The 24,178-nt window shown below is 71.7% G+C and carries 22 protein-coding genes; 11 read left to right on the forward strand and 11 right to left on the reverse strand.

All coding sequences use genetic code 11. From position 1 onward, the window contains the following. The first annotated feature begins 13 nt into the window (after window positions 1-13). From KZI27_RS07435 to KZI27_RS07445, 3 genes are read left to right on the forward strand one after another with little or no spacing between them, the layout of a single operon-like run. Window positions 14-361 (forward strand): PadR family transcriptional regulator, encoded by a 348-nt coding sequence (locus tag KZI27_RS07435; RefSeq protein ID WP_222660282.1) that lies wholly within the window; start codon window positions 14-16, stop codon window positions 359-361. Then, entirely contained in the window at window positions 358-1,197 is an 840-nt protein-coding gene (locus KZI27_RS07440) for a hypothetical protein (RefSeq protein ID WP_222660284.1), read from the forward strand. Before KZI27_RS07435 ends, KZI27_RS07440 begins: the two co-directional genes overlap by 4 nt. Then, entirely contained in the window at window positions 1,194-2,723 is a 1,530-nt protein-coding gene (locus KZI27_RS07445) for a CYTH domain-containing protein (RefSeq protein WP_222660286.1), read from the forward strand. The genes KZI27_RS07440 and KZI27_RS07445 overlap by 4 nt, the downstream gene beginning before the upstream one ends. Window positions 2,724-2,822: 99 nt before the next feature. Here KZI27_RS07445 and KZI27_RS07450 read toward each other — a convergent pair whose 3' ends face one another. Further along, entirely contained in the window at window positions 2,823-4,970 is a 2,148-nt protein-coding gene (locus tag KZI27_RS07450) for a S9 family peptidase (RefSeq protein WP_222660288.1), read from the reverse strand. Window positions 4,971-5,010: 40 nt separating this feature from the next. Continuing rightward, window positions 5,011-6,255 carry a Fic family protein gene (locus tag KZI27_RS07455; RefSeq protein WP_222660290.1) on the reverse strand — a complete coding sequence of 415 codons (1,245 nt, stop codon included), beginning with the start codon at window positions 6,253-6,255 and terminating at the stop codon, window positions 5,011-5,013. Between the two features lie 74 nt (window positions 6,256-6,329). Between KZI27_RS07455 and KZI27_RS07460 the strand changes: the two genes are divergently transcribed. Continuing rightward, a complete protein-coding gene (locus KZI27_RS07460) occupies window positions 6,330-7,529 on the forward strand; it encodes an amidohydrolase (protein WP_222660292.1) in 1,200 nt (399 codons plus the stop codon). A gap of 110 nt (window positions 7,530-7,639) precedes the next feature. Here KZI27_RS07460 and KZI27_RS07465 read toward each other — a convergent pair whose 3' ends face one another. Both KZI27_RS07465 and KZI27_RS07470 read right to left on the reverse strand, forming a co-directional pair. After that, entirely contained in the window at window positions 7,640-8,530 is an 891-nt protein-coding gene (locus KZI27_RS07465; protein WP_222660293.1) for an aminodeoxychorismate lyase, read from the reverse strand. Window positions 8,531-8,549: 19 nt separating this feature from the next. Beyond that, on the reverse strand, window positions 8,550-8,900 hold the full coding sequence (locus KZI27_RS07470; protein WP_410004025.1) for a tryptophan synthase subunit alpha: 351 nt from the start codon (window positions 8,898-8,900) through the stop codon (window positions 8,550-8,552). A gap of 64 nt (window positions 8,901-8,964) precedes the next feature. Here KZI27_RS07470 and KZI27_RS07475 point away from each other — a divergent pair, with 64 nt between their 5' ends. After that, a complete protein-coding gene (locus tag KZI27_RS07475) occupies window positions 8,965-9,483 on the forward strand; it encodes an 8-oxo-dGTP diphosphatase (RefSeq protein ID WP_222660295.1) in 519 nt (172 codons plus the stop codon). Window positions 9,484-9,489: 6 nt separating this feature from the next. Here the strand turns inward: KZI27_RS07475 and KZI27_RS07480 are convergent, their stop codons facing one another. The 3 genes from KZI27_RS07480 to KZI27_RS07490 are packed head-to-tail and all read right to left on the reverse strand — an operon-like array spanning window position 9,490 to window position 13,176. Next, window positions 9,490-9,780 (reverse strand): hypothetical protein, encoded by a 291-nt coding sequence (locus KZI27_RS07480; protein WP_222660297.1) that lies wholly within the window; start codon window positions 9,778-9,780, stop codon window positions 9,490-9,492. A 28-nt stretch (window positions 9,781-9,808) separates the two neighbouring features. Next, entirely contained in the window at window positions 9,809-11,434 is a 1,626-nt protein-coding gene (locus KZI27_RS07485) for an ABC transporter permease (protein ID WP_222660299.1), read from the reverse strand. Window positions 11,435-11,487: 53 nt separating this feature from the next. Then, entirely contained in the window at window positions 11,488-13,176 is a 1,689-nt protein-coding gene (locus KZI27_RS07490) for a cation:proton antiporter (protein WP_123313503.1), read from the reverse strand. A gap of 117 nt (window positions 13,177-13,293) precedes the next feature. Between KZI27_RS07490 and KZI27_RS07495 the strand changes: the two genes are divergently transcribed. From KZI27_RS07495 to KZI27_RS07505, 3 genes are all read left to right on the forward strand, one after another. Beyond that, a complete protein-coding gene (locus KZI27_RS07495; protein WP_222660301.1) occupies window positions 13,294-14,550 on the forward strand; it encodes an inorganic phosphate transporter in 1,257 nt (418 codons plus the stop codon). Continuing rightward, window positions 14,550-14,846, forward strand: a complete 297-nt coding sequence (locus KZI27_RS07500; protein WP_111084565.1) for a hypothetical protein — start codon at window positions 14,550-14,552, stop codon at window positions 14,844-14,846. The genes KZI27_RS07495 and KZI27_RS07500 overlap by 1 nt, the downstream gene beginning before the upstream one ends. A 158-nt stretch (window positions 14,847-15,004) precedes the next feature. Further along, window positions 15,005-16,495 carry an aspartate ammonia-lyase gene (locus KZI27_RS07505; RefSeq protein WP_123313506.1) on the forward strand — a complete coding sequence of 497 codons (1,491 nt, stop codon included), beginning with the start codon at window positions 15,005-15,007 and terminating at the stop codon, window positions 16,493-16,495. Window positions 16,496-16,522: 27 nt separating this feature from the next. On the opposite strand, the gene KZI27_RS07510 is transcribed toward KZI27_RS07505, so the two are convergent. Further along, window positions 16,523-17,608, reverse strand: a complete 1,086-nt coding sequence (locus KZI27_RS07510; protein WP_222660302.1) for a YihY/virulence factor BrkB family protein — start codon at window positions 17,606-17,608, stop codon at window positions 16,523-16,525. A 190-nt stretch (window positions 17,609-17,798) separates the two neighbouring features. Continuing rightward, entirely contained in the window at window positions 17,799-19,118 is a 1,320-nt protein-coding gene (locus tag KZI27_RS07515; protein ID WP_222660304.1) for an MFS transporter, read from the reverse strand. Between the two features lie 69 nt (window positions 19,119-19,187). Here KZI27_RS07515 and KZI27_RS07520 point away from each other — a divergent pair, with 69 nt between their 5' ends. The 3 genes from KZI27_RS07520 to KZI27_RS07530 all read left to right on the forward strand — a co-directional run bounded on the left by KZI27_RS07520 (window position 19,188) and on the right by KZI27_RS07530 (window position 22,712). After that, entirely contained in the window at window positions 19,188-19,559 is a 372-nt protein-coding gene (locus KZI27_RS07520; RefSeq protein WP_123313509.1) for an FKBP-type peptidyl-prolyl cis-trans isomerase, read from the forward strand. Continuing rightward, entirely contained in the window at window positions 19,559-20,395 is an 837-nt protein-coding gene (locus KZI27_RS07525) for an aldo/keto reductase (RefSeq protein ID WP_222660306.1), read from the forward strand. The genes KZI27_RS07520 and KZI27_RS07525 overlap by 1 nt, the downstream gene beginning before the upstream one ends. 73 nt (window positions 20,396-20,468) lie before the next feature. Then, window positions 20,469-22,712, forward strand: coding sequence for a HelD family protein (locus KZI27_RS07530; protein ID WP_261784169.1), 2,244 nt, complete (start codon window positions 20,469-20,471; stop codon window positions 22,710-22,712). 60 nt (window positions 22,713-22,772) lie between these two features. Here the strand turns inward: KZI27_RS07530 and KZI27_RS07535 are convergent, their stop codons facing one another. Both KZI27_RS07535 and KZI27_RS07540 read right to left on the reverse strand, forming a co-directional pair. Continuing rightward, a complete protein-coding gene (locus tag KZI27_RS07535; RefSeq protein ID WP_222660309.1) occupies window positions 22,773-23,051 on the reverse strand; it encodes a protealysin inhibitor emfourin in 279 nt (92 codons plus the stop codon). A 29-nt stretch (window positions 23,052-23,080) separates the two neighbouring features. After that, complete coding sequence (locus KZI27_RS07540) at window positions 23,081-24,148, reverse strand: M4 family metallopeptidase (RefSeq protein ID WP_222660311.1); 1,068 nt, start codon at window positions 24,146-24,148, stop codon at window positions 23,081-23,083. Window positions 24,149-24,178: the final 30 nt, after the last annotated feature.

Genomic DNA, 24,178 nt, shown 5'->3' on the forward strand with positions numbered 1-24,178 from the left:
TAGGTTAAGCCGCATGGATCCGATCCAACGCATCACCGCCCCGACGCTCGACGTGCTCGACGCACTGCTGACCGTCGACGGCCCGGCATGGGGGCTGCTCGTCATCAAGGCCACCGGGCGCCAGGCTGGCACCGTCTACCCGATCCTCGAACGACTCGAGCGGCAGGGGTGGATCACGTCGTCGTGGGACGACGAGACCGACCGCCCCGGGCCGCGTCGTCGGCTCTACGAGTTCACGTCCGACGGGGTCGACGCCGCACGCGACCTCGTCGCCGCCCGTCCGTCCGCCGCACCGCCCGCCCGTCCGTCCGCCGCGACGCCCGCGCGTCCGGCTCGCTCGGCCCGGCCGGTGACCTCGTGAGCGCAGTCGACCGGGTGCTCGTCGGGGTCGCTGTCGCGGTCTCACCCGCTGCACACCGCGCCGCCCGCCGCGAGCAGTGGCTCGCCGACGTCCGCGATGCCCACGAACTCGACCTCTCGCCGACCGCACTCGCGTTCGGCGCGTTCACCACGGCGCTGTTCCACCGACGCGCCGGCCACCGTTCCACCTGGGGGGACACCATGACCGCACTGCCGACACCCGTCCGTTCTGCACCGCACACCATCCGTACGATCCCGGTGCTCGTCGCGTTCGCGGTGCTGTCCTTCGTTGTCTCGGTGGGCGTCCTCGCGCTCCTGCAGCGGTACAACGGCCTGCCGGAGGCGCTTCCCGTCTTCGACCTGGTGGGGATCGGGCTCGCGGTGGTGCCGGGCGTCGCTGTCGCGACGAGCGTCCTGCTGGTGTCGGACGTCGCGCGCCGCCGCCGGGTCCTCGGCGCTGTCGCCGTGTCCGCCGTCGCCGCCGTGTGGTGGGCGATCACGAACGGTTCGCTCAACGTCCCCGTGTACGCCCCGGTCCAGGTCGGCGTCATCGCGGCTGGGCTGCTCGCGGTCTGGCTCGTGGTGCTCCACCGTCCGGGATGGACGTACTCGCTCCTCGTCCTGCCCGTCGTCGCTGCCGTGCTGGTGTTCCCGCTCGCGGAAGCAGCGAACGGCACGGGCATCCCGTACTCCGTCATGACGCTGGTGTCGTGGGCCGGGCAGCTCGTCCCGTTCCTGGTCGCCGTCGTCGGAGCCGTGGTGGCGTCACGGTTCTCCACAGATGCACCCGCGGTGGTCGAGGCGCACGGCGAAGCCCTGGTAGACAAGACCCCGTGAGCGACACCCACCTCGAGATCGAGCGCACCTACGACCTGCCAGAGGGCGGTGCCCTGCCCGACCTCGTCGGCGCCGGTGGCATCCTCCGCACCGAGCACCAGGAGCCGTTCGAGCTCGATGCGACGTACTGGGACACCGAACGGTACGACCTGGTGGCGGCGCGGGTCACGGTCCGCCGCCGCACCGGCGGCCCCGACGCCGGGTGGCACATCAAGCGCTCCGAGTCGGACACCGTCCGCCACGAGCAGCACTTCCCGCTGACCGACGACGCCGACGCGGTGCCGACCGAGGTCCTCGCCGCGCTCTTCACCGAGCGCCGCGGCCGCGGCCTGCGACCCGTGGTCCGCATCACCACCACCCGCACCGTCACCCGCCTGCTCGACGAGGACGGCGACCAGGTCGCCGAGCTCGCCGACGACCAGGTCACCGCCCAGCGCCTCGACGACGACGCACCGGAGACGCCACGCACCTGGCGCGAGGTCGAGGTCGAGGCCGTCGCGGGTGTCGACCCGCAGGTCGCACACGAACTCTTCACCACCCTCGACGGGCGCTTCGCGGCCGTCGGCGCCGGCCCCGCCGCCGTCGCGTCCAAGCTGGCACGCGGGCTGGCAGGAGCACCGGCACCGCGCCTCCAGACCGAGGAGAAGCCGGACAAGGGCACGACCGCCCGCGTCCTGGCGAAGCGGCTGCGGAAGCTGCGCGCTGCGCTGCTCGGCCAGGAATCGCGCCTCCGCTCCGGCGATGCGGCCGACCTGCGTCAGACGGCCGAGACCGCCCTCGAGGTCGCTGCGATCTTGAGCGCCTACCGGCTGGCGTTCCCCACCGGCGACGCCGTCGACCGCGCCGCCGAGGCAGCGGACGGGCTGGCCGCCGTCACGGCGCGCGCCGCCCTGAACGAGTACCTGATCGACCGGCTGCCGCGCGCGTCGACCCCGGCGCAGGACGACCTGGTCGACTCGATGACCCGCGAACGCATCCTGGCCTCGACCCGTGAGCGTCGCGACCAGTCGGTGCGGGACGTCGTCGCGTTCGTGCACGGCGAGCCGTTCCTCGAGCTGCTCGACGCGCTCGACGACGCGGTCGAGCGGCCGGCCCCGACCGAGTGGTCGCTCCGTTCACCGAAGAAGGTCGCACAGGACGTCGGGGCGGTCGTGAAGCCGCACATCCGGGAGCTCGTCCGGGCCGCGGTCGCCGACGACACCTCCGACACCGCCGCCGAGCGCGAGGCCGCCGACCGCGCGACCACCGAAGCCGCGTGGCAGGCCACGATGCGGGCGCGGATGGCGATGGACGTCCTCGGCGACGACGCGTTCCCGCACGCCCTCTGGAAGCGCATCGGCAGCGCGGCCGACGTCCTGACCGAGCGGGTCAGGTCGCTGCACGCCCTCGACGCACTGCGGACAAACGCGGCGATCGCCGAGCGCGGTGGCGAGGGGACGTTCGGGTACGGCGTGCTCGCGGGGGACCGGGTGCGGCTGGCCGAGGAGTCCTACGACGAGGCGGTGCACGCGCTCAACCGCGTGTGAGCCGATGCGCTTCGCCGCGGGCGTTCGCGGCGGATCGCTTGGTGAGCAGAAATGGTCGGGTGCCCACGGGCAACCCGACCATTCCTGCTCACGAAGTGGTCAGGACGCGGCAGGTGCCTCGTCCGCCAGACCCAGAACGTCCAGCAGCCAGGCCAGCTCGAACGCCCGCTCCTTCCACGAGGCGTACCGACCGCTCACACCGCCGTGGCCCGCGGACATCTCGGTCTTCAGCAGCACCGGCGCCCCGACCTCGCGCAGCTTCGCGGTCCACTTCGCCGGCTCGACGTACAGCACACGGGTGTCGTTGAGCGACGTCACGGCGAGGATCCGGGGGTACTGCACGTCGTCGCGGACGTTCTCGTACGGGGTGTACTCGCTCATGTAGCGGTAGACCTCCGCGTCGTGCAGCGGGTCGCCCCACTCGTCCCACTCGATGACGGTCAGCGGCAGGTCGGGGTCGAGGATGCTCGTGAGCGCGTCGACGAACGGCACCGCGGCGACGATCCCGGCGAACCGGTCCGGCGCGATGTTCGCCACGGCACCCATCAGCAGCCCGCCGGCGCTGCCGCCCTCGGCCACGAGCCGGTCCGCGGTGGTGCGACCGGACGCGATCAGGTGGTCGGCGACCGCGACGAAGTCGGTGAAGGTGTTCTTCTTCGTCAGGGTCTTGCCGTTCTCGTACCAGTGCCGACCCATCTCGCCCCCACCGCGCACGTGGGCGACCGCGAAGACGACACCGCGGTCGAGCATCGACAGGCGCATGACGCTGAAGCCCGGGTCGATCGAGTGCTCGTACGAGCCGTAGCCGTACAGGTGGAGCGGCGAGGGGGTGTCCGCGTCGACGGCGTCGCGGCGCCACACGAGCGAGATCGGCACGCGGGTGCCGTCCGAGGTGGTGGCCCAGTCGCGCTCCTGCGCGTAGTCGGCGGGGTCGTAGCCGCCGAGCACCGGCTGGCGCTTGAGGACCGTCACCTGGCCGGTCGCCAGGTCGAGGTCGCTGACCTCGGACGGGGTGACGAAGGACGTGAACCCGATGCGGAGCGTCGGCTGGTCCCACTCGGGGTTGCCGCCGAGCCCGGCCGAGAACAGTGCTTCGTCGAACGGGACCTCGTGCGCGTCGCCGTACCCGTCCCCCTCGATGGGGATGATCGCGATGCGGGGGAGCGCCTCGGAACGGTACTCGAGCGCGAGGTGCCCGGCGAAGGCGTCGACGGACTCGATGCGGCGCTCGCTGTCGTGCGCCACGACCACGCGGCGGTCACGTTCGGACGTGGGGTCGTCGGCGGGGACGTCCACGAGCTCGAAGTTCTCGGCGCCGTCGTTGTGCAGCACGAGGAACCGGTCGCTGCCGCCGACGATGGCGTGCTCGATCTCGTACTCGACACCGTCGCGCCGCGGCCAGACGACCTGGAACTCGCCGGTGGGGTCGGCTGCGTCGAGCACCAGGGCCTCCGAGGTGATCTTCGACCCGAGCTCGATGACGATGTACTGCGACGATCGGGTCACGCCGACGCCGACCCAGTAGCGGTCGTCCGGTTCCTCGAACACCAGGACGTCGTCGGACGCAGCCGCGCCGACCGCGTGGCGCCAGATCTTGTCCGGGCGCCACGACTCGTCGACCGTGGGGTAGAAGACGTACCGGCCGGCGGGGTCGAAGGTGGCGCCGGCCCCGGTGTTCGGGATGGCGTCGCCGAGGTCGGTGCCGGTCGTCAGGTCGCGGACGTGCAGGGTGTACCGCTCGTCGCCCTCGACGTCGATGCCGTACACCAGGCGGGTGCCGTCGTCGCTGATGTCGTAGGTGCCGAGCGAGAAGAAGTCGTGGCCGTCGGCCAGGGCGTTGCCGTCGAGCACGACCTGCTCGCCGGGCAGGGTGGACTCACCCTCGACGACGGCCGGCGGGGTCCAGTCGTCCGGACCGGCGATCGGCGCGCGGCAGTGCACGCCGTACTGGCTGCCCTCGGCCGTGCGGGTGAAGTACCACCAGTCGCCCATGCGCACCGGCACCGAGAGGTCGGTCTCCTGGACGCGGCTCTTGACCTCGGCGAAGACACGGTCGCGCAGCGGCGCGAGGTGCTCGGTCGCGGCGTCGGTGTACGCGTTCTCGGCCTCGAGGTAGGCCAGGGTGTCCGGCGACTCCTTGTCTCTCAGCCACTCGTAGTCGTCGACGAAGTCGATGCCGTGGTGGGTCCGCGTCACGGGCCGCTTGGCGGCGGTGGGAGGGGTGGCCTGGGAGTGCTCGGTGCTCACCGTCCCACCCTATTCGCACCGCCCCGCGGCGAGCCGGGCGTCATGCCACCGCACGGACCGGGTTCGATCGCCCGGTGACGGCAGCCTGCACGCGCTGCTCGAAGGCCTCGAGCTCGTCGACCACCGCCGGCGCCACCCAGGCCCGGTCGCGCTGCCGCTCGGTGACCGGACGCAGCACCCCGGTCCGCACGAGGTCCGCGGCGACGGCATCAGCGGCCCCGGCCGGGACGAGCTCCTGCAGCCGGGTCTCCGTCAGGACCGGATCGTCGGAGAGCGCCCGGCCGACGACCGCGTGCAGCCCGTCGGCGCACGGCCCTGCAGCCCGGTCGGCCGCGTGTTCGTCGAGGAGCAGGGCGGTCACGGTCGCCTCGTCGCACACGGTGCCGATGGCGATCGCGACGTCTGCCACGAGGGCGTCCACGACCCCGTCGCGGTACCGCTCGAGGTGCCGGAAGTACCGGCCCCGATCCGCTGCGAGCGCCGTGGCGATCGGTGCGGTCACCGTCGTCGTGACGCCCCGGCGTCGCAGCACGGCGCTGATCAACGCACGTCCGATCCGGCCGTTGCCGTCGGTGAACGGGTGGATCGACTCGAACTGGGCGTGCCCGATCGCAGCCTGGGCGATCGGGTGCAGGTCCGTCCGGTGCAGGAACGCGAAGAGGTCGGTCATGAGCGGCGCGACGAGCTCCGGCGGAGGCGGGACGTACGTCGCCAGCCGCGGGGTGTCACCGCCACCGATCCAGTTCTGGACGCTGCGGTACCGCCCGGCGTACCGTCCGTCGACCGGGTCGTCCCGCATGAGCAGCCGGTGCGCCTCGAGCAGCGCGGCCTCGGTGATCACGCCCGTGTCCGCTGCTGCGACCAACCCCTCGATCGCACCGGCGGCGCGGACGACGACGGTCGCAGTCGGGTTCGCGCGGATGCCCACGAGTGCTCGGGCGCAGTCGTCGAGCGACGCGGACTCGTCCTCGATCCGTGAGGACGCCGCCGCTTCGGTCCGGCCGATCACCGAGCCGAGCGGCGCGAGTCGGGAACCGTGGTGGACGTCGAGTGCGCGGAGCGCGGCCGCGGCGCGGTCGAGGAGCGCCACGGTGGCATCGCCGGGCACCCACCGGACCCGGGCGATCCGCGGCGGCAGCGACACCCGCACGGACGTCGTCATGCGGTCCTCGCGGGAGCCCCGACGGGAACTGCGCCACGGACGCTCCGCACTGCGGTGCACGGGCCAGCTGCCGGGTGCGGTCGACGTGCCGAGGTGGTCCGCGGGCTCGATCCGATGTGCCATGCCGCGAGCGTAGGGACCGCCGGACGCCCGACGCCAGGAATCCGTATTTCGCCGGCCCGCGTAGCGTTGGTGGCATGCGCAACTCCTTCGCGATCACCGGTGCCCACGTCGTCCCCGTCTCCGCCCCCGCCTTCGACGGCGGCGCGGTCGTCGTCGAGGACGGCCGCATCACGGCGATCGGCCCGGACGTCACGCCGCCCCCGGGGATCGCGGTCGTGGACGCCGCCGGAGCGTGGCTGGTCCCCGGGTTCGTCGAGTCGCACGGCCACGTCGGCATCCACGAGGAGGCGAACGGCGAGGCCGGCAACGACACGAACGAGATGACCGGCCCCAACATGGCCGGGGTCCGTGCGATCGACGCGATCGACATCGACGACGAGGGCTTCCGCGATGCGCTCGCCGGCGGCATCACGAGCATCGTCGTGAAGCCCGGCTCGGGCAACCCGATCGGCGGCCAGACCGTCGCCATCAAGACCTGGGGCGGCCGGACCGTCGACGAGCAGCTCATCTCGGACTCGGTGAGCATCAAGAGCGCCCTCGGCGAGAACCCGAAGCGCGTGTACGGCGGCAAGGGCCAGACGCCGTCGACGCGCCTGGGCGTCGCGAAGATCATCCGTGACGCCTTCGTCGAGGCCGAGAACTACCGTGCCGCCCGCGACGCCGCCGCGGCCAAGGGGGAGCCGTTCGCGCGGGACCTGTCCAAGGAGGCCCTGGTCCGGGTCCTCGACGGCGAGCTCGTCTGGGACCAGCACACGCACCGCCACGACGACATCGCCACCGCGATCCGGCTGTCCGAGGAGTTCGGGTACCGCCTCGTGGTGAACCACGGCACCGAGGCACACAAGATCGCGAGCCTGCTCGCCGAGAAGGACATCCCGGTCATCTACGGCCCGCTCTTCACGAGCCGTTCGAAGGTGGAACTCCGGGACCGCGGCATCCCGAACCTCGCCACGATCGCTGCCGCCGGCGTCCGGGTCGCGATCACCACCGATGCCCCGGTCGTGCCGATCGGCATGCTCGTCGACCAGGCGACGGCCGCCGTGAAGGAGGGCCTGCCCGCACAGACCGCGCTCGAGGCGCTCACCGTCAACCCGGCCGAGTTCCTCGGCTTCGGGGACCGTGTCGGTCGACTGGCCGTGGGCTACGACGCCGACCTCGTGCTCTGGGACGGTGACCCGCTGGACGCGACCAGTCGCGCGACGCGCGTCTGGATCGACGGTGAGCCCGTCTTCGAGTGGGCGGACGGCGTCGGCGTCACCACCCCGCGCTGGTAGCGGGGGAGAGCCGGGAGGCGCGGATCGCGACGTGCCCGGACGTCGCGATCCGGGCCTCCCGTCCGTGGCGCCGGGGCGCTGGGTGGTGACGGTCGGCGGACCCGGCCGGGTCAGACCTCGCGCGCCAGCAGGAACTCGTTGATGCGGTCCGTCAGGTCCGCGTCGATCGCCCGGGTGTCGCCGTTCACCGAGCGGATCGGCGCCGCCTGACGGACGCTCGACACGAGCCAGAGCGCGTCGGCGGCCTGCAGGTCGGCGAGGGTGACGAGCTCGTAGGCGGTCTCGATGCCGGCCTGCTCGGCGAAGCGGAAGACGTCGGCCTGCGTGGTGCCGGCGAGGATCCCGATGTCGGTGCGCGGCGTCACGAGCCGCTCGCCGACCTTCATGATCAGGTTGGCGCGCGTGCCCTCGAGCACGTAGCCGTCGCTCGACACGAACAGGGCGTCGTCGGCCCCGCGGCGGGCGGCCTCGCGCAGGGCGGCCATGTTGACGGCGTACGAGAGCGTCTTCGCGCCCTGCAGCAGCCACGGCGAGGTGCGCTCGACGTCGTGCCGGTACCCGCGGTCCAGGACCACGACGGAGATGCCCTCGGTGCGCGCCGCGGTGGAGTCGACGGACGGCGCGGCGTACACCCACCCGGTGGGGCGGTCGGTGCCCTCGACACCACGGGTCAGGACGGTCTTCGCGAAGGCCTCGCGGACCGGGTCGAGCCGGGCGCAGACGGCCTCGATCGCCTGCCGCCACGCGTCGGGGTCCGGCGCGGGCAGGTCGAGCATCGCAGCGGAGCGGCCGAACCGGGCCAGGTGCGCCTCGAGCGCCTGGGGGCGACCGTCGACCACCGTGATGGTCTCGAACACGCCGTCGCCCCGGGTGATGCCGAGGTCCTGGACCTGCAGGTGCTCCTCGAGCGGCTTCGCCCAGGTGAAGGCGTCCGCTGCGGGGTCGTGCGGCGCGGCGTCGCGGGAGGGCTGGTTGAGGATCGCGAGCACGGTTTCGGTCATGCACCCATCCAACCGCAGCTCAGCCCGCTTCGGGCAGCGCGCCCAGCAGCTTCCACACCGCTGGCGTCAGCTCGGGGTGCTGCAGCGCGATCCGGCGCAACCGGTGGTACTCCTCGCCCAGCCTGGTGCCCTGCCCGGACGCCGGGTGGCTCGACCACTGCGCGTTCCGCTTGCCGATCGCCTCGTCCAGATCGACCGCGTCGGCCCGGAGGATCAGCACGACCTGCTCGTCCACCGTGGGGAGCGTGGGCATGAACTCCCACGGGTCCTCGCCCTGTCGGCTCCGGTGCTCGACGAGCATCGAGATCTCCTCGGCCGCCTCGGCGCGCAGCACTTCGAGGCTGCGCCCGGTCCTGCGGGGCTCAGCCACGGTGCCCCCGCAGCACGCCTGCCATGGGAAGAGCGTACGACACATCTTCGGCCAGACTGGACGGGTGACCCCGCGCGACGAGAGCAAGTCCCAGCACCCCCGGGTGGTCGTCGTCTACCTGCTCCGCGACGGTGCGGACGGCCCCGAGGTGCTGCTGGGCGAGAAGCGCCGCGGCCTCGGCACGGGCCGACTGGTCGGCCCCGGCGGCAAGCGCGAGCCCGGCGAGACGGCGGTCGAGACCGCCGTGCGCGAGGTGCGTGAAGAGGTCGGCCTGCGGCTCGACGCGGTCGACCTGGAGGCCCGTGGCACGTTGGACTACCGGTTCCCGTACCGACCGTCCTGGTCCCAGGTCTCGGACGTCTTCGTGTGCCGCCGATGGCAGGGCAGCCCGTCGGGCTCCGACGAGCTCGAACCGCGGTGGATCCCCGTCGCCGACGTCCCCTACGGGGCGATGTGGGACGACGCGAAGTACTGGCTGCCGAGGGTGCTGCGTGGGGGTTCGGTGCGTGCACGCTTCACGTTCGCCGACGACGACGCGACGGTCGCGGGCTTCACCGGGACGGGCGTCGAGACACCCGCGTAGTCCGCGTCAGCGGGTCTGCTGCTGGGTGCGGGTGCTGCCGGTGCGTGCCTCTTCGGCAGCGGCGATGACCTCGGCGTCGCCGCTCCGACCACCGAGGGGCCGGACGAAGAAGTCGATGATCCCGAACACGATCGCGCCGACCATGGCGAACATCGCCCAACCGACGAAGAGCCCGGCGGTGTTCCGGCCGTCGGCGGGGGCGAGCACGATGCTCGCGACGTAGAAGCCGACCGTCAGCACGAGGAGCACGACGACGACGGTGACGAGGACGCGGTGCCAGGTGATGCGGGGGTTCATGCGACCCAGGATACCCGGCCGCCGTGGCTCACCGGTCGGCGTGCCGGCCGTGCGGCTGCTCGTCCGTGGCCTCGACGCGAGCCGACGTCTCGGACCGGACCGGGGCTCTGGAACCCTCGGTGCGTGGGACGGGACGGGTGCGTGGTCCGGTCCCCGCGCCTCCCCCCACGTGCTCGGCCGTCACGTCGCTCCGCAGGCTCCGCGACGCGCCGGTACCGGCCCGCGTGGACCCAGGCCGCTGCACCGGGATGCGGCCGGTGGGGGTGGTCTCGGTCTCGAGGCCGTCGCGACCGCCCGTGAAGACGTCGCCGCCGACGCGGGCGTCCTCCCAGTCGTCGTCGCTCAGGACGCTCAGGGTGCCCGTCTCGGTCGACTCGAGGCCGTGGCGCTCGAGCTCGGCGTCGCGCTCCTTGCCGAGGAACTCGCGGTTCGCGGTGTTGGCGTCCTGGAACATCGTGGTCCGGCCGGTGACGATGGCGCGGATGCGGCGCCGCTCCCACCACTTCTTGCCGAAGTACATGAGCACCAGGCCGGCCGCGGCGTAGCAACCCATCGTGATCAGGCCGCGCGCCGGACCCGGGCCGACGCCGTAGATCTGGTGCTTGATCATGTCGACCATGCTCGACCCGACGACGACGTTGTTGAGCCAGGCGAACGGCTCCGGCATGAACCACTTCGGGTACGCGCCCCCGGACGACGGCATCGACAGGAACACGAAGCAGATCATGGCGGGGGCGGCGATGAACCGGCCCACGAAGTAGCTCAGCCCGTTGACGGCGAGCCCGATCGCGACGATCCACCCCCACGCGATGAGCACGAGCTGGATCCAGTGCCCGTGGATCGCACCGACCACCGGTCCGGCGAGCGTGTTCGTGATGAGGGAGATGACGAGGCCACCGACGACGATGACGGCCATGCGGGTGCGGTGCCGGAGCGGACCGCCCATGATCCCGATGAACATCGCGACCATGTAGCCGCCGATGCACCAGGCGAGCATGACGTACATCGGCACGGTGCCGTACTCGTCCCACGCGGGCAGGGGAGCGAGCTCGGTGACCGTCGGACTCGCGACCCCGATGCCGGTCAGGACCGCGGTCAGCGTCGCCGGGACGAGGCTCGCCACCTGGAACTGGTGTGCGCTCGCCTTGAAGAACTCGTTCGTCGCGGGGTCGTACGCGACCGCCATCGAGCCGGCGAGGACGTCACGCTTCGCCGCGGCCAACGAGTCGTACGTGTGGAAGACGAACTCGCCCGGCAACGCCTTCTGCACGGCGGCGACGAGCGTCGGGTCGCTGCCGACCAGTGCGATCGGCACGTCGTGCGGGTGCGGTGCGTGGAAGGCGAAGACGTAGCAGAGGCAGAAGCCGACGATGAAGAAGAGCGGCATCCAGAGCTGCAGGCCGATGAGCTGGAGCGACGGGTGCAGGGTGGCGTACCAGCGGCGGTAGGCGCCGTGCTGCTGCGGCTCCGGGACGGGCGCCTGACGACGCGGGGCCGGGCGGGATGACCCGGCGACCTTCGCACCGCGACGGGGCTTGGTCCCGCGGGCCGAGGGCCGGGTGCTGCGTGGCTTCGGTGCCGACGTCGGTCGGGACGCTCCGGGACGTTCCGGGGTGTCGTCGTTCCTGGGGACGTCGTTCCGCGGCGTGCTCACGTTCGCGCTGTGCTCCTGTTCTCGTAACGGAGCGCCAGGATACGCCGGGGCCCTCAGGAGCGGCTGCGTGAGGCCTGCGCCGAGTCCATCGCGAGCTCTTCGGCGTCGAGGGTCACGAGCACGCGGCGCATGACCTCCTCGTCGAGGTTGCCCTTCTCGCGCTCCTCGAGCACGATCTCGCGTCGGCGGTCGAGCAGCTCACGCCGGATGTCCTGGATCTGCGAGCCGCGCAGCCGCATCGGGGCGTTCCGCTCCTCGTCCTCTTCCTCGAGCGCGTCCTGGCGGAAGGTCTCGACCTGCCGCTCGAGCCGGGCCTTCAGCCGGTTCACCACGGAGTCGACGGCGACGGCGCCGTACTGCTTCGACCAGTCCGGGCGGCGCTTCTCGAGCAGCTCGATCGCCGCCTCGGTCGTGCGCTGGTTCAGGCGCATCTCGCTGCGGACGTCCTCCTCGCCCTCGGCCGGGTCCTGCACCTTGAGGGCGCGGATGACGAACGGCAGGGTCAGGCCCTGCAGCAGCAGGGTGCCGACGGTGACGAAGAACGCGATGATGAAGATCGTGTCCTGTGCGGGGATCTGCGTCGGGCTCGCGACCACCGACACCGCGGCGGCGAGCGTCACCACGCCGCGCATGCCGGTCCACGAGATCACGGTCAGCTCGCGCCAGTTGAGCTTCGGTTCGGCCGTCCCGCGCATCCACCGCAGGGACGGGTGCCCGCGGGACAGTTTGATGCGCAGTGGACGGAGCCACCGCCCGTTGAAGCGGTTGCGCACGTACGACTCGAAGATGAAGAGGGGCCGCACCAGGATCACGACGCCGAGCACCACGGCCGCGGCGGTGAGGGTCTGTCCGAGGCTCCGCTCGCTCTCGACCAGGTCCTGCACCACCGTGTTCAGCTGCAGACCGATCAGGGCGAAGACGAAGCCCTCGAGGATGACGTCGATGCTGGTCCACAGCGGGCGCTCCTGCAGCCGGGTGGCGTAGCCCTCCTTCGGCGAGTTGTAGCCGATGTACAGGCCGGCCGTGACGACCGCGATGACGCCGGAGCCGGAGAGGTCCTCGGCCAGGATGTACGCGACGAAGGGCAGCAGGATGCTCATGATCGTCTCGACCACGGGGTCGTTGAGACGCATCCGGATCCAGTGCACGACGACGCCGAGCACGATGCCGACGGCGAGCCCGACGCCGATCGCCAGGCCGAAGATGCCGAGGTCCTGCCAGATCGTCAGTGACGTGCCCGCGATGATCAGCGTGAACACGCGCACCAGGGTCAGGGACGCGGCGTCGTTGATCAGGCTCTCGCCGGACAGCACCGTCATCACCCGGCGGGGGAGCCCGAGCTTGCGGCCGATCGCGGCGGCCGACACGGCGTCCGGCGGGGCCACGATCGCACCGAGCAGGATCGCCGCCGGCAGGGTCATGTCCGGGATGAGGAAGTACGCCACCGCGCCGACCACGAGTGCCGTGACGATGACCAGGAAGATGCCGAGACGCCGGATCTGCTTGATCGACGTGCGGAAGCTCTGCCACGACACGTCGAGGGCCGCCGAGTAGAGCAGCGGCGGCAGGATCACCGTCAGGATCACCTCGGAGTCGATCTCCATCGCGGGGAGCCCCGGCAGGAACGACGCTGCGAGCGCGACCGCCGTCACGAGCAGGGGAGCGGGGAGTCCCTTCGCCCGTGCGAACCCGGTCACCGCGAGCGATCCGACCAACAGGATGAGGAGCTCGACGGTGTCCATGGGACTCATTCTCGCATCGGCATGGTTCCGAATCTGAACGAGTCTGAAGCTCCGGTGAACAACGGGTTGCCGATCAGGTTTGCTCCGGAGGCCGTCGATGGGGAACACTGGCCCGCGGTGGACATCACACTCATAGTCGTCCTGGTCATCGCGTTGGCCCTCTTCTTCGACTTCACAAACGGTTTTCACGACACCGCCAACGCGATGGCGACTCCGATCGCGACCGGGGCCATGAAGCCCAAGGTCGCGGTCACGGTCGCCGCGGTGCTCAACCTCGTCGGTGCGTTCCTCAGCACCGCGGTGGCGACCTCGATCTCGCACGGCCTCATCAACGAGGGCCCGGGCGGCGTCGCGATCTCACCGGAGATGATCTTCGCGGGGCTCATCGGAGCGGTCGTGTGGAACATGATCACGTGGCTCCGCGGGCTGCCCTCGTCGTCGTCGCACGCGCTGTTCGGCGGACTGATCGGAGCCGCGATCGTCGGCGCCGGGTTCCAGTCCGTGAACTACGTCGCGCTGCTGACGGTGGTGATCATCCCCGCCTTCGCGTCCCCGGTGATCGCGTCGCTCGTGTCGTTCCTGTCGACGCGCATCGCGTACCGGATCACGAAGCGCCCGGTGTTCCCGAACGAGCGCGGTGGCTTCCGCGTCGGGCAGGTCTTCACCTCGTCGATGGTGTCGCTCGCGCACGGCACGAACGACGCCCAGAAGACGATGGGTGTCATCACGCTGACGCTGATCGCCTCGGGGGCGCAGTCGTCGAACCAGGGCGTGCAGTTCTGGGTCGTCGTGGCCTGTGCCCTGGCGATCGCCCTCGGTACCTACACGGGCGGGTGGCGCATCATCCGCACCCTCGGGTCCGGCATCACCGAGATCCGTGCGACCCAGGGCTTCGCTGCCGAGGCGTCGACCGCCGCGACCATCCTGGCGTCCAGCCACCTCGGCTTCGCGCTCTCGACCACGCAGGTGTCCTCAGGCTCGATCATCGGTGCCGGGCTCGGCCGCCGCGGCTCGAAGATCCAGTGGTCCACCGCCGGCAAGATCGTGATCGCCTGGTTCATCACCCTGCCCGCCGCCGCAGCCGTGGGCGCCGTGGCGTCGGGCATCGCACGCCTCGGCGTCGTCGGGCTCGTCATCGACGCGGTCGTCGGTGCCGCCGTGATCCTCGGCCTGTACCTGTGGTCGCTCCGGAAGCCGCACGAGCAGGCATCGGCCATCGAGGTCGACGTCGCCGCGAACGCCGTGTACACCCGCAAGGAACTGCGCGACCTGCAGCGCAAGAAGCGTGCGGACGCCGTCGCCGACCGTCGCGCCGCACTGAGCCGCGAGCGCACGCTCCGCCGCATGGCCGCACGCAAGGGAGGCCGTCGCTGATGGGCATCGACTGGTTTGCATTCCTCACCGTGGCGCTCGTCGCCGTGGTCTCGTCCTGCTTCGTCGTCGCCGTCTACTCGGTCGGCCTCCGCTTCTGGAGCGCCGCGGACACCCGCGCCGGCAAGTTCACCGTGAAGGACGACGGCACGATCGGTCCGGCGACCGCCGGGTTCCCGAACCCCGCCGGAGCGACGACCGCGGTGCGTGCCTTCCGGGCGCTCGCGATCCTCTGCTACGCGGTCTGCGGCGCCGTCGTCCTGTACGGCATCTACCTCATCGTGCCCCAGTTCCACTGACGCGGGGCGCGCGCGACGCGCGCATCGTGAGCAGCAATGGTCGGGTGCCTTCCGGCGACCCGACCGTTCCTGCTCACCATGTGCGCGCTCCGGCGCGGGCCCGCACACACCCCGAGCTCGTCCCGGACCGGCCGGACGGACTGGGCTAGCCTCGACGTGTGACCGGCAACGAAGCAGCACAGGCCCCCGCAGGGGCGCAGACCCGTACCGAGAGCGACTCGCTGGGGTCGCGCGAGGTCCCGATCGACGCCTACTGGGGCATCAACACCCTGCGCGCGCTGGAGAACTTCCCGATCACGTCGGTGCCGATCTCGGTGTACCCGGACCTCATCGAGGCCCTCGCCACGGTGAAGCAGGCGGCGGCGCGGGCGAACCGGGCGATCGGGGTCCTCGACGAGGAGCGCGCCGACGCCATCGACCGTGCTGCGCAGGAGGTGCGTGACGGTGCCCTGCGCGAGCAGTTCGTCGTCGACGTCGTGCAGGGCGGCGCCGGCACGAGCACGAATATGAACACGAACGAGGTCCTGGCGAACCGGGCCCTCGAGCTCCTCGGCCGCGAGCGGGGCGACTACGGGTACCTGCACCCGATCGACCACGTGAACCGCAGCCAGTCGACGAACGACACGTACCCGACGAGCATCAAGATCGCGATGATCTTCTCCGCCCGGCGGCTCATCGAGCAGCTCGAGCAGCTCTCCGCGGCGTTCGCCGAGCGGGGGAACGCCTTCGCCGACGTGCTCAAGGTCGGCAGGACACAGCTGCAGGACGCCGTGCCGATGACCCTCGGGCAGGAGTTCACCGGGTTCTCGCACACCATCCAGGAGGACGCCGACCTGCTCCGCAAGGTCCTGCCGCTGTTGGCCGAGATGAACCTCGGCGCGACGGCGATCGGCACCGGGATCACCGCGGACCCGCTCTACCGCGACGAGGTCCGCCGGCAGCTGCAGGACGCCAGCGGCATCGACGTCGTGACGGCGCCGGACCTGATCGAGGCGACGAGCGACGCCGGCGCCTTCATGACGCTGTCCGGCACGGTGAAGCGCAGTGCCGCGAAGCTCTCGAAGATCTGCAACGACCTGCGGCTGCTCGCGTCGGGGCCGCAGGCGGGGCTCGGCGAGATCACCCTGCCGGCGCGCCAGGCGGGCTCGTCGATCATGCCGGGCAAGGTGAACCCGGTGATCCCCGAGGTCGTGAACCAGATCGCGTTCGCCGTGGTCGGCGCCGACACCACGGTGACGATGGCAGCCGAGGGTGGCCAGCTGCAGCTCAACGCGTTCGAGCCGATCATCGCGCACTCGATCCTCCAGTCGCTGCAGTGGATGTCGCGGGGCTGTGCCACGTTGCGCGAGCACTGCGTGACCGGCATCGAGGCGAACGAGGCGAAGCTCGCGGCGCAGGTCGACACGAACGTCGGGGTGGTCACGGCGCTCACCCCGTACATCGGCTACGCGGCGGCGGCGTCGATCGCGCACACGGCACTGACGACGTCGACGCCGATCTCGACGCTCGTCGTCGCGGCCGGCCTGATGGACGAGGACCAGGTGCAGCGTGTGCTGAGCCCGGCGCGGCTGTCCGGCATCGAGCTCGCGACCGGCGCGATCCCGGTGGTCACCGAGGAGATGCTGGACCAAGCGGCGCGTGAGCGCTGACGCGCGAGCACGGGCGGCGCAACCGCCTCACGGCATCGGTGCCTCGCCGACGCGCACCTGCTGCGCGACGTCGCGCAGGTGCTCCTGCGCCGGGGTCGGCTCGACGTCCTCGTCGGCAGCGACCTGCGCCGCGACGCTCCGGACGTGCCGAGCAGCCGCGATGTCGGCGTCGCGCCAGCGGGCCAGCGTGAAGTTCCGCGTCACGTCGCGCAGCGGCAACCGGATCGACTCGTCGGCCTCGATGCCGGCCAGGAGCTGCCGCATCCGGATCACCTCGGAGTCGAGTTCGCCGCCGACCACGAGCACGAAGTTCGAGATGTACAGGTAGACGAGCAGCAGGATCCCGCCGCCGAGCCACCCGTACGCACGGTTGCCGCCGCCGATCGTCTCGACGTAGACGGCGAAGCCGAGGGTCGCGAGCGCCCAGGTGACGATGGCGAACGCGGCACCGGCGGACACCCACCGCAGCTGCGGCGTCTTCACGTTCGGGGTCGCGTAGTACAGGACCGCGACCATCACGACCAGGTCGGCGGCGAGCACGGGCCACTTCACGACGTTCCACACGTCGTCGATCCACGGCGCCCAACCGAACGACGCGACGATCGCCGCCGAGATCGTCGGGGTGCCGAGCAGGATGACGATCGCGATCGCCCCGCCCACCATCACGAGCAGCGTGACGAGCAGCATCATGCTGCGGAACTTCCAGATCCGCCGCCCCTCCTCGACCTCGTACGAGGTGTTCATGGCGCGCCCGAACGCCGTCGCGTACCCGGACAGCGACCACAGCGTCAGCACGACACCGATCGCGAAGCCGAGCCACGGGTTGTCGAGGGTCAGCAGCTGCCGCAGCGGGGTCTCGAGGTGCTCCGCCGTCTCCGGTCGCAGGATGAACCCGAGTACGCCGATGATGTCGGACAGGCTGTCGCCCTCGCGGTCCACGATCGACAGCGCGGACACCACCGTCAGCGCCGTCGGGAACACGGTCAGCAGCGCGAAGAACGTCAGCGACGCGGCCGCGTCGACGACGCGGTGCCGGATGACCGAGTGGTAGGTGCGCCGGACGACGGCGCGGACTCCCGTCCGCTGGAGATCGCGCGATGCGCTGTCCGGCATGCGTTGTACGGTACCCGACACGTGGCGGACGGGAGGCCCGTGGCGGCCCCGCCACGGGCCTCCCGTCCGGCCCTTGGTCGCGTCCGGCGGCCGCTGTCGAGTCTCGGGCTGAACGACAGATCACGCGCTCCCCGGCCCGAGGACCGTCGCTGGGGCCGAGTCTCGGCGCAGCGAGCCCGAATCTCGGGCGTCAGTTGGCGTGGGGGTGCAGGGCGTCGTAGCGGCGGAACGACGGGACCAGGCGGAGGAGCAGCGCGACGAGCGCGACGATGAGCACCCCGCCGATGATCGGCGGGTACGCGATGCCGGCCGCGACGACCAGACCCGCGTAGAGGTCACCGAGCCGAGGGCCTCCGGTGACGACCACGATGAAGATGCCCTGCAGCCGCCCGCGCATGCCGTCCGGCGACGCCGCCTGCAGGATCGTGTTCCGGAACACCGAGCTGACGTTGTCCGCACCGCCGGCCATCGCCAGGAACAGCGCCGCGAGCCCGAGCGCCGGCAGGATCTCGACACCGAACGCTTCGCCTGAGCGCCCGCCGAGCACGTGCGCCAGCGCGATGACCACACCGAACGCGGCGATCGCGCCGCCGTACGCCGTGATGGCCCAGCCGACGGCCTCGCCCTGGCGGCGCACGTGCCCGAGCGGGCCGGAGAAGACGCTCGACAGCAGCGCACCGATCGCGTACGCGGCCGTGAGCGTGCCGACGGTGATCGATCCGCCGCCGATCACCAGCGCCCCGATCGCGGGGAACAGGACGCGGGGCTGCCCGAACGTCATCGCGACGATGTCGAGCACGAACGTCATGGTGATGTTGCGCGACCGCCGCAGGAACTTCGCACCCTCGATGAGCGAGCTGAGCCCCGGGCGGAGCGCACCGTGGTCGGCGGCCATGCGCGGCAGCGTGAACACCCCGAGGAACGCGAACGTGAACAGGACGACGTCGATCGTGTAGGTCGGCGCGAACCCGACGCTCGCGATCAGCACACCGGCGACCGCCGGACCCACCGTGACCTGGAAGCCCGAGGCGATCCCGCCCAGGGCGCTCGCCGCGGGCAGCAGGTCCGTGCCGACCAGTCGCGGGACGATCGCCGAGCGCGAGGCGTTGCTCACGGTCGCGGCGACGGCGTTCACGGTCGCCAGGACGTAGAGCAGGGCGACGCTGTGCAGCCCGAGCCACGAGTGGGTGGCGATCAGGGCGACGGCGACCCAAGCGATGATCGACGACACGAGCGCGACCGTGCGGCGGTCGAAGGCGTCGGCGAGCATGCCGCCGTACAGGCCCGCGACCACCATCGGCAGCAGGGCGATGACCCCCACGAGCGCCACCGCGAAGGTGGAGTGCGTGATCTCGTACACCTCGAGCCCGACCGCCACCGTGGTCATCTGCGTGCCGATCCCGGCGATGGCGGTGCCCGCCCAGAGCCGGGCGAAGGCGGGGGATCGGCGGAGCGGGGTGAGGTCGGCGAGCAGGCGGCGGTGCGGCGGTGCGGGAGTGGGTCGTGTCACGGTGGAACCATTCTGCGGCCTGGACGGTCGTTGCGTCTGCCGTTGCCGCGCTCTGGTTGACTGGATCGCATGACTGACCTCAACAGCAAGCCCGAGTTCGACGCGCCCGAGGGCCCGGCCCCCACCGATCTCGTCGTCACCGACATCGTCGAGGGTGACGGCGACGTCGCGAGCGCCGGGTCGACCGTGAAGGTGCACTACGCCGGCGTCGAGTACGAGACCGGCGAGGAGTTCGACAGCTCGTGGAACCGCGGTGAGCCCATCGACTTCCCGCTCGCGGCGCTCGTGCGCGGTTGGCAGGAGGGCATCCCCGGCATGAAGGTCGGCGGTCGCCGCAAGCTCGTCGTCCCGCCGGAGCTCGCCTACGGTCCCGCCGGTGGCGGCCACTTCCTGTCCGGCAAGACCCTGATCTTCGTGATCGACCTGCTCGGGGTGCGCTGATGCAGGTCGGTGCCCCGACCATCGAGCTGAACGACGGCCACCGGTTCCCGGAGCTCGGCCTCGGCACCTACGGGCTGAACGGCGACGAGGGTGCGGCCGCGGTCGGCACCGCGATCGCGAGCGGCTACCGGCTGCTCGACACCGCACTGAACTACGGCAACGAGGACGCCGTCGGTCGCGCCGTCCGCGAGTCCGAGGTGGCGCGCGAGGACCTCGTCGTCACGTCGAAGCTCCCCGGCCGGCACCACGGCTACGACGAGGCGCACCGCTCGATCGACGAGACCCTGGGCAACCTCGGGCTCGACCACGTCGACCTGTACCTGATCCACTGGCCGAACCCGTCGGTGGACAGGTTCGTCGACACCTGGAAGGCCTTCGTCGACCTGCGCGACAGCGGCAAGGTCCGCTCGATCGGCGTCTCGAACTTCACGCCGGAGCACCTGCGTCGCATCATCGACGCGACCGGCGTCGCACCGGCGGTGAACCAGGTCGAGCTGCACCCGTACTTCCCGCAGGCGGCACTGCGGAAGGTGCACCAGGAGCTCGGCATCGTCACCGAGAGCTGGAGCCCGCTCGCGGTCCGCTCGGAGCTCCTCACCGAGCAGCCGATCACCGACGCCGCAGCGGCCCACGGTGTGACCCCCGGCCAGGTCGTGCTGCGGTGGCACGTCCAGCTCGGCGCCGTGCCGGTGCCGAAGTCGGCCGACGCCACCCGGCAGCGCGAGAACCTCGACGTGTTCGGCTTCGAGCTGACCGACGCCGAGGTGCAGGCCATCTCCGGCCTCGAGCGCGGCCGGCTCTGGGACGCCGACCCGGACACGCACGAAGAGATGTGAGCGACGACCCTTCGGGAACTGCGGGGCTCCAGCGGGCAGTACACTGGATTCCCCTCTTCCCGAAGGGTTGCGTGTGTCCGAACCGACCGAGATCGACCGCGAGCGCGGCTACGTGGACGGCCTCTTCCGCCGTCTCGACGAGCTGACCGCCGAGGCCGAACAGCGTCTCGCCGAGACCCGTCGTCAGGCGGTCGGCGGGAACCACCAGAGCCGCAGCGAGCGCGATGCGTACGCCCGGCTCTACGAAGACACCGTGGCGACGCTCGAGCGTGTGGGGGACCGTCTGGTCTTCGGACGGCTCGAGGTCTCCGAACCCGACAGCGCCGAGGACGCCTTCCGGTACATCGGCCGCGTGGGGCTCCGCGACGCCGACCACCGCCCGCTGCTGCTCGACTGGCGCGTGCCCGGTGCCAGCGCCTTCTACCAGGCCACCGCGGCGCACCCGATGGGGATGCGCTCGCGCCGCCACCTGTCACTCGAGGGCCGTCGGGTCGTCGGTGTCGAGGACGAGGTGTTCGACGCCGCGCTCTACGACGACGAACGCACCCACCTGCAGGGCGAGGGGGCGCTGCTCGCCGCGGTGACCGCGGAACGCACCGGCCGGATGACCGACATCGTCGCCACGATCCAGGGCGAGCAGGACCGGATCATCCGCTCCCCGCTCGAGGGCGTCCTGATCGTGCAGGGCGGCCCCGGCACCGGCAAGACCGCCGTGGCGCTGCACCGTGCCGCGTACCTGCTGTACTCGTACCGCGAGCGGCTGCGGGGCTCCGGGGTCCTGATGGTCGGTCCGTCGCCGGCGTTCCTGACGTACATCGAACAGGTCCTGCCGTCGCTCGGCGAGACCGGCGTCGTGATGGCCTCGCTCGGGTCGCTCTACCCGGGTGTGCACGCGACGACGCACGACGCCCGCGACGTCGCCGCCGTGAAGGGCTCCGCGCAGACGGCCGCACTCCTGCGCCGCGCGGTGCGCTCCCGTCAGGTGGTGCCGACCGAGTCGGTGACGCTCGACGTCGAGGGCGAGCGGCTCGTCGTGCCGCCGCAGCTCGTGGCCGACGCGATGAAGCGCGCACAGGACCGCGGCAAGCCCCACAACGCCGCGCGCGTGACGTTCAACAAGCTCGCGCTCGACGCGATGACCCGGCTGCTCGCCGACCAGCTGCGCGAGCGTGGGACGACGGTCGACGAGGCCGACGAGAAGGTCCTGCGCGAGGACATCCGGAGCTCGTACGACGCCCGGGTGCTGCTCAACACCGCGTGGTTGCCGCTGCCGCCGGAGAAGTTCCTCGAGGACCTGTACGCCCGCCCGAACTGGCTCGCGTCGCTGACCCCCGACTGGACCCCGGAGCGCCGCGCCCTGCTGCACCGGGCCCGTGGTGCGGCGTGGACGGTCGAGGACGTCCCCCTGCTCGACGAGGCCGCCGAACTGCTCGGCCCGTTCGACCCGACCGGCGGCGCCGCCAAGCGCGCGGCGAAGGCCAGCCGCAACCGTGACATCGAGAACGCCCGCCAGGCGATCGAGAACATGGGTGTCGAGGGCATCGTCACCGCCGAACAGGTGGCCGGCTCGTTCGCCGAGGGCGGCGACCCCCGGTCGACGGCCGAACGCGCGGCCGACGACCGCGAGTGGACCTACGGGCACATCGTGGTCGACGAGGCGCAGGAGCTGTCGCCGATGCAGTGGCGCGTGCTCGCCCGCCGCAACCCGCTGCGGTCCTTCACGATCGTGGGCGACATGGCGCAGGGCTCCTCGCCGGGGGCCGCGCGCACCTGGGACGACGTGCTCGGCGCGCTGGCCCGTCGTCGCCGTGGCCGGGCGCCGCTCGTGCCGCTCGACCACCGCATCGAACAGCTCACCGTGAACTACCGCACCCCGCGGTCGATCGTCGAGGCCGCCGGCGTCTTCGCCGACGGTGCCGGCCTCACCGTCACCCGGAACGAGGCCGTGCGCGACGGCGACCCCGTCGAGCGCGTCCGCGTCGCCCGCGCCGACCTGCTCGACACCGTCGTGTCGGTCGCCGACGCCGAACGGTCGCGGATCGGTGCCGGCACCATCGGCGTGATCGTCCCCGAGTCCGAGGTCGACGCCGTCCGGCAGCGCCTCGCCCGCACGGAGGCCGACGTGCGCGGGCTCGCCGCGCCGCACGCCGGGTCGCTCACGGTGCTCACCGGGGCCGACGCCAAGGGCCTCGAGTTCGACGGCGTGCTGCTCGTCGACCCCGACCGTGTCGGGGGCGACGCCGCGCGCCCCGCCGCCGCGGTCTACGTCGCGATGACCCGCCCGACACGGCGCCTGACGGTCATCGACGTCGCCTGACGGTCATCGACGTGGCCTGAGCCGGGAGGCCCGTGGCGAGCCCGTCCTGTGCCTGCTGGCTCAGGACGGGTCGCCTGCAGATCGGACGCGCGCGACGAGGTCGGCCCACGGTCCGTCCAGGCGTCGGCCCGGGAACGTCACGGTCGTGCGCTCGACGGTGATCGTCCACGTGAAGTCGTCGGGGACCGGTGGCCCGGACGGCGACGGCGTCGCGGCGGTGCGGGGGAGCGCGTCGAGGACCTCGGACCACGCCGCGGGGTCACCGCTCGTGTCGGTGTCGACCCGCCAGCGCCGCGTGGTGCCGGCGAAGCCCCCGGAACGACGGACCTCGATGCGCATGCTCCCGACCGTACGCGCCGGTGGCGTGCTCAGGCGAGCACGCCCACTGTCCGCCAGGCGCCCTGCACGGCGGCGTGCTCCGCTGCCCCGTCGCCGAACCGGGTGGCGGCGGCGTCGATCGTGACGGCGGCGAACCCGGCGAAGTCGATCGAGGCGGTGACGGCGTCCGAGGTCAGGGCGTCCCACCACACGGCACCGGCACCCTGCCAGGCGTACCCGCCGATCGCCGTCGCCGCCAGGAAGAACGCGTGGTTCGGGATGCCGGAGTTGGTGTGCACCCCGCCGGCGTCGTCGGTCGTCACGACGAAGTCGGCCATCGTCGCGGGCTGCGGGTCCTTGCCGAGCACCGGGTCGTCGTAGGCGGTACCGGGTGCCCGCATCGACCGCAGGGCGTCGCCGTGGACGGCATCGGTGAAGAGCCCCTCGCCGATGAGCCAGCTCGCTTGTTCGGCGGTCTGCCCTGCCGCGTACTGGGCCACGAGGGAGCCGAACACGTCGCTGACGGACTCGTTCAGCGCCCCGGACTGCCCCTGGTAGGTGAGGTCGGCCGTGTACTGCGTGACGCCGTGCGCCAGCTCGTGACCGATGACGTCGAGGGCGATCGTGAACCGCCGGAAGACCTCGTCGTCGCCGTCACCGAACACCATCCGGCTGCCGTCCCAGTAGGCGTTGTCGTAGTCCTGCCCGAAGTGGACCGTGGCGTCGAGGGGGAGCCCGGCGCCGTCGATCGACACCCGACCGAAGACGTCGAGCCAGAAGGCGTGGGTCGCACCGAGTCCGGCGTACGCCTCGTCGACGGCCGCGTCACCGGTCTCGAGGTCGCCCTCGTTCCGGACGACCGTGCCGGGCAGGGTCGTCGTGCCGCGGGCGTCGGCGATCGTGCGCCGGGGCGACCGGTCGACCGTGCCGCTGCCGTCGACGCCGACACTGACGCCGCGCGGGGCGACCAGGTGCTGGTGCTTCGGGCTCTGCACGAGCTCGAGCGACGCCAGTGCGGTGCGCGCGGCCGATGCCGCGCGGGGGAACTCAGCCGCCTGGGCCACGGCGTGGAGCAGGTAGGGCGGGACGACGGAGCGCCGGCTGTCGGTCGGGGTCATGCGCTCATGCAACCACCGGGCACCGACACC

This window comes from Curtobacterium sp. TC1 (assembly GCF_019844075.1).
In the GTDB taxonomy this organism is placed as follows: Bacteria; Actinomycetota; Actinomycetes; order Actinomycetales; family Microbacteriaceae; genus Curtobacterium.